10 protein-coding genes are annotated in these 11,713 nt (G+C 43.4%); 6 read left to right on the top strand and 4 right to left on the bottom strand.

Annotation, left to right across the window (positions count from 1 at the left end; translation table 11 throughout):
- Positions 1 to 53: 53 nt before the first annotated feature.
- Together K08M4_RS20305 and K08M4_RS20300 are read left to right on the top strand one after the other, a co-directional pair.
- Complete coding sequence (locus tag K08M4_RS20305; protein ID WP_086051232.1) at positions 54 to 1,709, top strand: ABC transporter substrate-binding protein; 1,656 nt, start codon at positions 54 to 56, stop codon at positions 1,707 to 1,709.
- Between the two features lie 192 nt (positions 1,710 to 1,901).
- The gene (locus tag K08M4_RS20300; RefSeq protein ID WP_086051231.1) at positions 1,902 to 3,368 is read left to right on the top strand and encodes a hypothetical protein; all 1,467 of its coding nucleotides are present in this window, start codon (positions 1,902 to 1,904) and stop codon (positions 3,366 to 3,368) included.
- Between the two features lie 121 nt (positions 3,369 to 3,489).
- Here K08M4_RS20300 and K08M4_RS20295 read toward each other — a convergent pair whose 3' ends face one another.
- The gene (locus K08M4_RS20295) at positions 3,490 to 5,121 is read right to left on the bottom strand and encodes an NAD(P)/FAD-dependent oxidoreductase (RefSeq protein ID WP_086051230.1); all 1,632 of its coding nucleotides are present in this window, start codon (positions 5,119 to 5,121) and stop codon (positions 3,490 to 3,492) included.
- 254 nt (positions 5,122 to 5,375) lie between these two features.
- Between K08M4_RS20295 and fdxA the strand changes: the two genes are divergently transcribed.
- Positions 5,376 to 5,699: a ferredoxin FdxA gene (fdxA, locus tag K08M4_RS20290; protein WP_010431058.1), complete on the top strand. Its 324-nt coding sequence runs from the start codon at positions 5,376 to 5,378 to the stop codon at positions 5,697 to 5,699.
- A gap of 271 nt (positions 5,700 to 5,970) precedes the next feature.
- On the opposite strand, the gene K08M4_RS20285 is transcribed toward fdxA, so the two are convergent.
- The 3 genes from K08M4_RS20285 to K08M4_RS22190 all read right to left on the bottom strand — a co-directional run bounded on the left by K08M4_RS20285 (position 5,971) and on the right by K08M4_RS22190 (position 8,481).
- Positions 5,971 to 6,705: an RNA methyltransferase gene (locus K08M4_RS20285; RefSeq protein ID WP_065104570.1), complete on the bottom strand. Its 735-nt coding sequence runs from the start codon at positions 6,703 to 6,705 to the stop codon at positions 5,971 to 5,973.
- Between the two features lie 213 nt (positions 6,706 to 6,918).
- Positions 6,919 to 7,971 carry an aldo/keto reductase gene (locus K08M4_RS20280; protein WP_086051229.1) on the bottom strand — a complete coding sequence of 351 codons (1,053 nt, stop codon included), beginning with the start codon at positions 7,969 to 7,971 and terminating at the stop codon, positions 6,919 to 6,921.
- A 363-nt stretch (positions 7,972 to 8,334) separates the two neighbouring features.
- Complete coding sequence (locus K08M4_RS22190; RefSeq protein ID WP_198299337.1) at positions 8,335 to 8,481, bottom strand: hypothetical protein; 147 nt, start codon at positions 8,479 to 8,481, stop codon at positions 8,335 to 8,337.
- A 349-nt stretch (positions 8,482 to 8,830) separates the two neighbouring features.
- Between K08M4_RS22190 and pepT the strand changes: the two genes are divergently transcribed.
- The 3 genes from pepT (at position 8,831) to K08M4_RS20265 (ending at position 11,603) form a co-directional block, all read left to right on the top strand.
- Complete coding sequence (gene pepT, locus K08M4_RS20275; protein ID WP_086051228.1) at positions 8,831 to 10,063, top strand: peptidase T; 1,233 nt, start codon at positions 8,831 to 8,833, stop codon at positions 10,061 to 10,063.
- A 76-nt stretch (positions 10,064 to 10,139) separates the two neighbouring features.
- On the top strand, positions 10,140 to 10,607 hold the full coding sequence (locus tag K08M4_RS20270; protein ID WP_017087316.1) for a DM13 domain-containing protein: 468 nt from the start codon (positions 10,140 to 10,142) through the stop codon (positions 10,605 to 10,607).
- A 153-nt stretch (positions 10,608 to 10,760) separates the two neighbouring features.
- A complete protein-coding gene (locus K08M4_RS20265; protein ID WP_086051227.1) occupies positions 10,761 to 11,603 on the top strand; it encodes a mechanosensitive ion channel family protein in 843 nt (280 codons plus the stop codon).
- Positions 11,604 to 11,713: the final 110 nt, after the last annotated feature.

The raw sequence follows: 11,713 nt of genomic DNA, 5'->3' as shown, positions 1-11,713 counted from the left end.
AAAGCCATACTGATATTAATGATATTTGACATACTGCTCTAGTCTGGAATTCAATGAACGACGCTAACTTACGTAGACTTCAACAACTTATTGCAAAGTATGAAATAGGTGAAGAGTATCATCTAACGATCGATGATCTCGAACACTCGCTATCGACTTCTCGCAGAAACACTTCGATCATTCTTAAATGCTTATCGGAATATCGCTGGATTTGTTGGATTCCGTCTAAAGGAAGAGGGAAGCTTAGCCAATTTAGAATTTTGGTCAGCTTTCCCGAAGCATTAGAACAAGTGTTAGCGCTTCAGTTAGAACAGGGGGGCTTTAATGTTATTCCCCGTCTTCTAGAAAGCTATGGTGATGCGGCAATAAAGGCACTGACGCTAGCGACTGAAAAACATAGTCTGTTCAATCAACAACATGACCATTTACTGATCACTCAATATCCGTGGGTTGATAACCTTGAGCCAGCAAAAACATACCGAACTGCTGAACATCACATCTTAAGAAGCCTCTACAATACGCTACTCGTCCAAGATCATGATGGAAATCCCCAAGCGAGCCTCGCGCACCATTGGAAGATGGAAGGGCGCTTTCTGCATTTTTGGTTGAGACCGAATGTGTTATTCCATGACGGTGAAACTTTAACGGCCAAAGATGTTGCTCAATGTTTGTTGCAGCTAAAAAATATTGAAGGTCCGGTACAGTCTTTATTTGATCAGGTCAGTGATGTTCAAGTGTTGGGTGATAAACAACTGACTATTGAGCTGACATACGCAAACCCAATGTTGCTCCATGCTTTGACTAGTCCACACGCGTCTATTTATCGTCGCAAGCGTACTTATTTTTCGAGTGGCCGCAGTGCCTATATCGGAACAGGACCTTTCTCATTGGACGATTGGAGCGAAGAGCGCTTGGTTCTTAAACGTCACCGAGGTTACTTTGCTCAAAATGCCTTGTTAGAACAAATAACGCTTACCGACATAGAAGGTTTAAATGACCACACTCTGAGTTTTAATCAATCTGGCGTCGCTGAAGAAACCACCATCAATGCACTTTCGTATCTTGCGGTTAATCGTAGAGAAAAATCAGGTATAACCCCTAAAGAACTCGACAGGCTGGTATCGTTTATTAAGTCCAGTAGTAAAGAGTTCGATGCTGATATGGTGGCCGATGACTTGTCTTTCTCGCTTAGCGAACTAGCGTCCAGTAATCCAATTCCTAATTTGACGGGCACTGTTGTCCTAACACGACCTAGAATGACGATTCCTTTACTTCAAGAGATGGCTGATTGGCTACAACAAACTATTGTAAAGACAGGTGTTGCTATTGAAGTTGTTGAGCTTCCCAACATCAGTGACCCTAGCTCCATGAGTGAGTCGGCAGACTTGTTATTCATTGAAGAAGTTATCGAACAGCCAGCCGATTATGGCCTTTACGATTGGCTACTTGCTTCATCTGGGCTTAGATTCATTTTCAACAGTTCTGAGATGAAGGCGCATTGCGAGAGAGTTAGAGCCGCTGTGAGTGGCGAGAACCTAATGAGCGACTTGAAAGAGATTGAAGATTCGCTTTATCAACAGAAGTTACTTTGTCCGTTATTTCACGGTAAAGAGAAGGTTTTTAATAGTGTTGAGGTTCATGGCGTAGAGGTTAACCAAACCGGTTATAGTGATTTTTATAAGCTTTGGATCTCTTCAAGCGAGAAGTAGTCCATTTTTAAGTGTATTCCCCTTTCTAGCTTCTCGGTCAAAATGAAAACATGCACGAATCGGCTAGCACTCTTTCATGTTTCTTTTGAATACCAATCGTTATTATGGCTGGTCATGACTATCACAGTCATTCTCGGTCATCCCCCCAATGGCAACCCTACTTATTAATGTATTTTATTAGGATCTCATCGAATGAAACTTAAGCTTATTTCTATCGCACTTATAGCTGGTGGTCTTGCTGCTTGTGGCGGGGGAGGAGGCGGTGGTAGCAGCAGTACAAGTGCACCCGCTCCTCAAACAAAAACCTTACAAGGTGTTGCCATTGACGGGTATATTTCCGGTGCGACCGCGTTTCTAGACATCAATTATAATGGTGTATTGGATGAGGGAGAGCCAAGTAGTATCACGGACGATGAAGGCAGTTATCAATTGTCTTTAACTGGTTCTAACTCTGACTGTATGGACTATGCCCCAATTGTAGTGAACGTTCCGGTCGGTGCTATTGATGCGGATAGCCCTAATTCGCCGATTACTGAACCTTATCAATTAGTCTTCCCACCAGTAATGACAGTGAGTTCTGACCAAGAAATTAAATCTACTACGCCACTTACTACCGTTTTATGGAATCAGATCCAAGCCGACCTATATAAAGGTGGTTTAAACAGTTGTTCCGCTTTGAAGCAAGCTGTAAACACTCAAAATAGCATTATCCAAAATGTGAAGGAACATGATTTCCGAATTGCGAATCGATATAACATTGCAGTGAAAGACTTGTATGGCGACTTCGTCAAAACCCAAAACACTGAGCTTTATGAATTAGCGCAGAAAATGATGCCAGCCATTAAAAAGTCGTATCAAGAGACTAAAGATATTCAAAAAGAAAACCCCAAAGCTCAGCAAGCCTATGTTGATTATTATTGGGAGCATTGGGACTATTCTAAAAAGAACGAAATTAATAAGTGGTATAAAGTTAAAACAGTGATGACCGCTGATAAGCTGATTGTTATTGAACATGAAGTGTCAGCTGATCTACAAACAGAACTAGAATTAAATAAGCACATTGAGCGTAATAGCCAGAAGAAAAATGGTTTGGAATATGACAAGGAAGCTTGGTTTTCATTGAGCAGTGATGGAACGCAGCACTCGTGTTCAGTTAAGGAAACAATTAAACAACAGGTGCAACCCAATTCACTAACCACCTTTGGTGTAAAGAATAGTGTTTGGTCTCAACAGCCTGATTGGGAAAGCTGTTCCACTCAAAGTGTGGGTAATGGATTTAACCAAACTTTAACGTCAGATGTTGTTGGTGATTATAAAGACCAGTTTACTCAAACTCAGGTGAAGTACCATTATGGTTCAAATGCTCCTTACCCTGAGTGGGTCAATTTAGGTGATACTTTATCTAATATCTCACGAAGCGACTTTGATGTATTAAACTATCTATCAGTTGATTTCAATGAGAACACTTCTCACGGTTCAGATAGCTGGACTCGTCATAAATATGCGCAAATTGAAAATACACCGTTTGATTATACTCAGACGATAACGTCTAAATATTCTCAAGGGAACTGGACTAGAGGTTATTACTACCAGAATGGAACAAGTCTGTTGGAGTGTTCAAATGATGGTGTTAACTGGTCAAAAGACACTTGTAAGTAAAGCCAGAGTCGATACCGAGTAAATCTAGATAATCCGTATGCAATAAAAAATCCAGTGTCTATAAGGCACTGGATTTTTAGTTTTGGCTGACCGTTATTTAGCTTTGGTTTATCGAAAGAGCCTAAGCGATTTCAATCTTCTCAGCTTGGTTCTGTTCTGCCATAGACAGCGCCAGAGCTTCAGCAACTTTAATACCATCGATACCAGCAGATAGGATACCACCCGCGTAGCCTGCGCCTTCACCAGCAGGGAAGAAGCCCTTTAAGTTGATGCTTTGGTAGTCTTTGCCACGTTTGATGCAGACAGGAGAAGACGTACGAGTCTCAACGCCTGTTAATAGACCGTCTGGCGTAGAGAAGCCTTTGATCTTCTTCTCGAACGCTGGGATTGCTTCACGAATCGCTTCGATAGCAAAATCAGGCAGCGCTTTTGAAATGTCTGTCAGGTGGATACCCGGCGTGAAAGACGGCTGTACTTCACCAATTGCACTTGGATCGCGACCTTTCAGGAAGTCACCGATTTTTTGTGCAGGGGCGTCGTAGTTCTCGCCACCTAGAACATAAGCCGCACTTTCTAATTCACGTTGTAAGCGGATACCTGCTAGTGCGTCACCTGGGTAATCACGCTCTGGGTCGATACCCACAACGATTGCACTGTTTGCGTTGCGCTCTGCACGAGAGTATTGGCTCATGCCGTTGGTTACTACGCGGCCTTCTTCAGAAGTCGCTGCAACCACAGTGCCACCTGGGCACATACAGAAGCTGTATACAGTGCGGCCATTCTTACAGTGGTGAACCAGCTTGTAGTCCGCAGCACCTAGGATAGGGTTGCCTGCGTTCTTACCGAAGCGAGCTTCATCAATCATTGCTTGCTTGTGTTCGATACGGAAACCAACAGAGAAGGGCTTAGCTTCCATGTAAACGCCACGTTCGTGCAGCATTTCAAACGTATCACGAGCACTGTGGCCAACAGCCAGTACTACGTGACGAGATTTAATCTCTTCACCGTTAGAAAGCGTTAGGCCAGTGATTTGACCGTCTTCCATATGAACGTCGTCTACGCGAGTGCTGAAACGGATTTCACCGCCGAGTTCAATGATAGAAGCGCGCATTTTTTCGATCATGGTAACCAGTTTAAAGGTACCGATGTGTGGCTTACTTACGTATAGAATTTCTTCTGGTGCGCCAGCAGCTACGAATTCTTCGATTACTTTACGGCCGTAGTGCTTTGGATCTTTAACTTGGCTGTATAGTTTACCGTCAGAGAATGTACCTGCGCCGCCTTCACCAAACTGAACGTTTGATTCAGTGTTCAGAGTACGCTTACGCCAGAAACCGAAGGTATCTTTAGTACGTTCACGAACTTCTTTACCACGCTCAACGATGATTGGGTTGAAGCCCATTTGAGCAAGCACTAGGCCAGCGAACAGACCACAAGGGCCAAAGCCGATAACGACAGGGCGCTCAGTTTGGTTCTCAACCGCTTTAGCCACGAATTTGTACTCCATGTCAGGAGTCACTTTTACGTGTGGGTCGCTAATGAATTGCTCTAACAACTCAGCTTCGTTTTCAACGAGAACATCAAGCGTGTAGATAAGTAAGATTTTTGATTTCTTACGAGCATCGTAGCCACGTTTAAAGATATTAAAAGAAAGTACCTGATCAGAGTTAATACCAAGCTTCGCTTCAATAGCGTCTTGAATGGCAGACTCTTCGTGGTCTAGGGGGAGTTTAATTTCGGTTAAACGTATCATTTTGATGTCTCGTTTTTATAGGTGTCTTAGCTAGACCACTTCAAAACGCAGCGCTTTATGTAAACACTGATGTTGAAAGAAGCGATAAGCTCACAATGGCGCGCATTTTACGAGAAATTGATTTATCTGTCATACTAATTTGGAAACATGGAGCAAATAGACACGATATTAGAGCCGTATGATGTTGAATTTTGCCTTGGGATGAGTATTATCCTCCATTCTTCAATTTTGACTAACTTATAGAGCAGAGCATCATGGCATTTGTCGTAGGCGATAACTGTATTCAATGTAAATACACAGACTGTGTGGCGGTATGCCCCGCAGATGCGTTCCATGAAGGCCCTAATTTCATGGTAATCAACCCAATCGAATGCATTGATTGTGGTTTGTGTGTTCCTGAATGCGACGCTCAAGCGATCTTCCAAGAAGATGAACTGCCAGAAGATCAAAAGATCTTTATTGAAGTGAATGCCGAACTTGCTGAGATTTGGCCAGTGCAAACTGAAGTAAAAGCACCGATGGATGACGCTGAAAAGTGGAATGGTGTCGCTGATAAGTTGGCAATGCTAGAAAAGTAATTCTGCTACTTGAAATAAACTTTCCCAAAAAAGATCCCCAACTCAGTCGTCCCTCCTTCTTGAGGATGACGGCTGATGATTCAGTTAATTATTGACCTACTTGCCAACGTTATATTTCAAAATCTACTTGATGCTTTGTGCGGTGAGAGCTGGTGGTTGGTTTTGTCTCTATCTCTAAGTTACGTCATTCCCTGCAGCGAGGGACGAGCAAGATAGGGAATCTTGCTCTTCATATCCGCGAGTTCTATTTAGTCGTTTACTTTTGAATCGATTAGCTATGCTGACGACGCATGTTGTCGAGAATAATACCTGTCGCCATTGCTACATTCAGAGACTCTGCGCCACCGAATGCTGGAATCGTAATCTTATCAGTCACGTATTTAGCGGCGTGTTCACGAATTCCGTGAGACTCACTGCCCATCAGTAAAATACCGTTGGCAGTAAATTCCGTCTTATGAACACTTTCGCCTTCTAAGAACGCTCCGTAAACAGGCAGATTCGCTTGCTCTAAGTATTCAGGTAAGTCTGTTTGGCTTACGTGTACTCGTCCAAAGCTGCCCATGGTCGCGCTGATCGTTTTCGGGTTGTATGGGTCTGCACAATCGCTACTTGCAACGATATGCTTAATGCCATACCAGTCTGCCACGCGAATAATCGTACCTAGGTTGCCCGGATCAGATACACCATCTAGTGCAATCATTAACCCAGTAGCTTTTGGTAGTTCAAATGTTGGGATCTCAACAACCGCAATCGCCGCGTTGTTACTCACCAAAGTACTTGCTTTGGTTAGGTCATCCAACGAGGCTTCAACACAATCAAACTCAAACAGTGACGCGTGATTTTCAGATAGGAAATCAGCCGTAGCAAAGACGTTCTTTACGACTAAGTCACTATTGAACAGCTCAAGAACGTTCTTTTCACCTTGAACTAGAAACAAGCCAAGGGCTTTACGTTGTTTCTTTTGGCCCAAAGCACGAAGGAGTTTTAATTGGTTTTTTGAAATCATGTTTTTATCCTAGATATAAGCCCGCGCATTATAGAGCAAAGGTTGGAGAACCAAAAGCGTGATGGCTCAATGCGATCCACATAAAAAGCAAAAGCAACCCACTTAAAAAAGAAAAGCGCACTAAATAGTGCGCTCTTATGTGATTTACTTGCCTAAGTTTCGCTGAACCGAGAAGGTTAGGCGAACTGAGAAGAGCTAGGCTAAACCGATTATTTAATATGGGGCAGGGTAGCGCTTAAACACTGTGTTGATATCGGTAAGGATCTCTTCTGACAACGGTTTGCTGAACGCTGCTACGTTCTCTTTCAACTGTTCCATGGTGGTTGCGCCAATAATAGTGGAGGTCACTCCATCAACTTGATTACACCAAGCTAATGCCAGTTGGCTCGGTGTAAAACCGTGAGCGTTCGCCACTTCGACATATCCTTTTACGGCTTCATTGGCAGACTCAGTGTCGCGGAAAATGCCTTTGCGTTGCATGTAAGTCCAACGGCTGCCTTCCGGTCTTGCGCCATCGATGTACTTTCCACTTAACATGCCTGCAGCTAAAGGTGACCATGGCAGATAAGCGACATCTTCATGCACACAGTTCTCAATCAAATATGGCCAGTCTTTTGCGTGCAGCAGGCTAAATTCATTCTGAATAGAGACCATTCGCGGCAAATCGTGTTTTTCGCTCAGTTTGAGATAGGTGTTAATACCCCAAGTGGTGTCATCAGACAAACCCACATGGCGGATTTTCCCTGCTTTAATACAGCTTGCCAGTGCTTGCAGGATCTCTAGCATCTCCGCTTCATGCTGTTTTCGGTCGATGTCACTGAATCGAATATGATTCGGGAAATGTTTGCCAAAGTGAGGCGTTGTTCGGTTTGGCCAATGCAGTTGGTAAAGATCGATATAGTCTGTTTGTAGACGTATTAATGATGCGTCAACTGCTGAAATTACGGCTTCACCTGTTATAGGGCCTCCATCTCGAACCCAAGGAAGCCCGGGCCCTGCAATTTTACTCGCTATGATCAGTTCTTGGCGGCGTTGCGGATTGCGAGACAACCAGTTGCCGATGATTGCTTCTGTTTTGCCATAGGTATCAGGCGAAGGCGGCACTGCGTACATTTCTGCCGTATCAATAAAGTTAATACCTTGGCTTAGCGAGTATTCGATCTGTTGGTCGGCTTGTTGTTGCGTATTTTGCAGCCCCCAAGTCATGCTACCAAGACAGATGCGGGAAACGGGAATTTGACTACTTCCTAGCTTTGAATATTCCATTGAATTCGGGATTCCTGTGGTTAAGTTCTCTGGTACTCGCATAAAAGTATTTGAAAAGAGGGCGAGTGAGGAATGAAAACGAATATGAATTATTAGCACAAAATGACACGACAAGGTATGGCTGGGGAAAGTTTAGTGGGTGATTTCTCTGCGTAGCGAATTAGCTAACGGTATATTCGAAACATTATAGAGAGGCTGCCTGAGGGGCACAAAGCGTGACTAGGTTCGACGCTTGAATGGGTTCGACGCTTGAATAGGACGCCACAGAAATAGAGAAGAAAAGAGCTTAAGGAAAAAAGCTCTACATCAGAGAGAAGTAGAGCCTTTAATAGGGGTTCATAATATTGCTAGGTATTCATTGAGTTACGAGGTCGCGTTGGTATCAAAACCACCTTGAGATTGCGCCTGTCTTAGAGCTTCCTGCCTTTGAACTTCTTTCTCAGTTAATACTGGTTGAAGTGTTTCCTCAGAGGCTTGAGGAGAGAAAATGTAATACTTATTAATCGTCATAACTGTGTCTCCATGTAACGTATGACAGATTCTGCATCAAGGATAAATTGTGATCCTCATCCGCTTTGTACTTTTTTTAGGCTGAGAGCGAAGGGCGTAGAGTGCGTACAAAGCGATCGCTTATCATCCGTATGCAATATTGAACTGACGAAACCCTCTGTTTTCAAGTATAGGAAGCTCGTCTAATTTCGCACAATAATGATGTAGAGCAATTACATACATGGTCAGGGGCGTAAGATGAAAAGCCTCGCGACTGACTCTGCGTACGTATTAACTTAGCAATGCCTCGCTTATCTACATGAAGAACAAAGTCAGTAAATCAATTACTTAATCCATGGTGAGATGAATTATGGAAAAGCTTGTAGAACGTTTTCTGAATTACGTTACTTTTGATACCAAATCCGATCCTTCTAATCAGCATTGCCCAAGTTCACCGGGTCAAATTACGTTTGCTGAAGCCTTAAAGTTAGAATTGATCGCATTAGACTTAGTTGATGTTTCTTTAGATGAAAATGGCTATTTGATGGCGAAACTGCCGTCGAATGTTGATTATCCAGTGCCTGCTATTGGCTTTGTGGCGCATATGGATACCGCTCCTGACGCATCAGGCGCGAACGTGAAACCTCAGGTGATTAAAGATTACCGAGGTGGAACGATTGAATTGGGTACAAGTGGCGAGAGTTTGAACCCAAGCCAATACCCAGACCTTGATTCTTTACATGGCCATGACCTTATTACGACTGACGGCACAACTCTGCTTGGTGCCGATAACAAAGCGGGCATCGCTGAAATCATCAGTGCGATTGCTTACCTGAAAGCGAATCCAGACATCAAACACGGCGACATCTGCATTGGTTTCACACCGGATGAAGAGATTGGCCGCGGTGCGAACCTGTTTGACGTTGAAAAATTTGGCGCCGAGTGGGCGTACACCATCGATGGTGGGCCAGTAGGGGAGTTGGAATTTGAGAACTTTAATGCCACGAGCGCTGATGTGATCTGCCATGGCGTAAATGTTCACCCGGGTACCGCAAAGGGTAAGATGGTGAACTCGATGAACATCGCGGCGCAATTCCAATTGATGATGCCAGCGCAAGAGACACCAGAGTGCACAGAAGGTTATGAAGGTTTCTACCACCTGAAATCGGCTGAAATGGGTGTTGCGCGGTCTGAATTGGGTTACATCATCCGTGATTTTGAACGTGAGGGTGCAGAAGCGCGTAAGACATTCATGCAACAGAAAGTGGACGAACTGAATGAGCGCCTAGAGAAAGGCCGTGTTGAGTTGGTGCTAACCGATAGCTACTTCAATATGAAAGAGATGGTTGAACCGCATCAGCACATTATCGAGTTGGCCAAGCAAGCGATGATTGAGTGCGATGTTGAGCCAATGATCAAACCGATCCGAGGTGGTACAGACGGCGCTCGCTTATCTTTCATGGGGCTACCATGTCCGAATATCTTTACTGGTGGCTACAACTTCCACGGTATTCATGAGTTCATTACCATTCAAGGTATGGAGCAAGCGGTAGAAGTGATTGTTGAGCTGTCTCAACGTACAGCAACTCACTACCAAAAATAGCGACTTCCAACGCGATATCTCTTTGTATTTTTGAGAGTATTCATTAATACTCTCTTTAAGCATAAGGGAGTACGCGATGAAAAAGTTAGTTTTACTTTGCACCCACTTAGCCGTGGGTGCTTTTGGTTTTGGGCTTGGTGTCTATGCACTACCTATCTTGATTGAGCCTGATTCTCCTTCCTCAAGTTCTGTTGAAGCGATCAGTCAGCAGGCTATCTACACAGGCGAGTTCACTAAAGACCGACAAGACAGTGACTTTTTGCATTGGGGAGAAGGCATCGTTTCTGTTTCTGAAAGTGCGATAGCTTTTGAAGGTGAACTGGCACCGGGACCGGATTATAAAGTTTACCTATCACCTAAGTTTATTGAAACCGAACAGGCATTTAATGACAGCAAGAGCGAGTTACTAAGAGTCGGAGATGTGAAAACATTCGACCGATTTATGGTTGAGCTGCCTGAAGGTATTGATCTTAATCGATTTAATACGGTTGTGATTTGGTGTGAAACTTTTGGTCAATTTATTACTTCTGCCAAGATAAAATGATAGCCTTACCTAAGCTGATTTAGGCATGAAAAGGAGCGCTCTATTTTTGAGCGCTTTTTTATAATGTGTTGTATCGACCTAAATATGGTTGAGTTAGTCGCTGTAAAGCTCATTGTTATAGAGCTCAATGTTTTAATGCTAAAGGAATAAGTAATGGAAAAAGTGTGGCAAGTAATAGATTTCTTACTCGCTAATAAGTTTATTTTTAGTGTACTGATCATCTGCACTATTTTAATAATCCGACGAATTACTTTGTCTCGAATTCGTGGTGACGTCGCTTTTCTCAGTGAAGATCAACGTAACTGGATGTCACGTACCAAAAATGGCACATTCGCGATTATTGTTGTGACGTTATTTGTGCTGTGGAAATCCGAAATCAGCGAGTTTGCACTGTCTGTAACTGCCATTGCTGTTGCTATAGTCGTCGCATCTAAAGAGATCATTTTGTGTTTCACAGGTTCTATTCAACGTGCGAGTTCTCGCTCATTTAGAATTGGTGACTGGATTGAAGTGGGCAAAATCAGCGGCGAGGTGATTGAGCACAATTTGATGGCGACTGTGATTCAAGAAATCGATTTGTATCACGGGCAATACCATTTCACAGGCAAGACCGCTACGCTGCCCAATAGCATGTTCTTCACTTACCCGGTAAAGAACCTTAATTTCATGAAACGCTACGTTTATCATAACTTTTTTGTGACGGTAAAAGACTTCGTAAACCTATATCCTATGGTGCCGGGTCTTATCGTGAAAATTGAAGAGCACAGTGAAGAGTTTATCGATGTTGCTCGCCGTTACAACGGTGTGATCGAAAAGCACGCTGGCGTTGACCTTCCTGGCTCTGAACCGCATATTCATATCACGAGTAGCTCAACGGGTGAGCAAGAAGTTCACTTTATGATCTTCTGCCCGACAGAAAAAGCGATTCATTTAGAGCAAGATATTCGCAAAGATTTTATGGAAGCGTACGCAGAAGCCTTTCCAACTAGCGTTTAACCCCAATTAACGCTTAATCCTAACTAAAGCTTTATGTTGTTTACACATTTCATGTTCGAAACGTAAGGCTCTGAAAAGAAAAAAAAGAAAGCCGAGAACGATAACATCGA

The sequence above is a fragment of the Vibrio syngnathi genome, assembly GCF_002119525.1.
GTDB classification, from domain to species: Bacteria; Pseudomonadota; Gammaproteobacteria; order Enterobacterales; family Vibrionaceae; genus Vibrio; species Vibrio syngnathi.
Note: the sequence above shows the minus strand (reverse complement) of the source record. Positions and strands in the feature narration are given on the sequence as shown.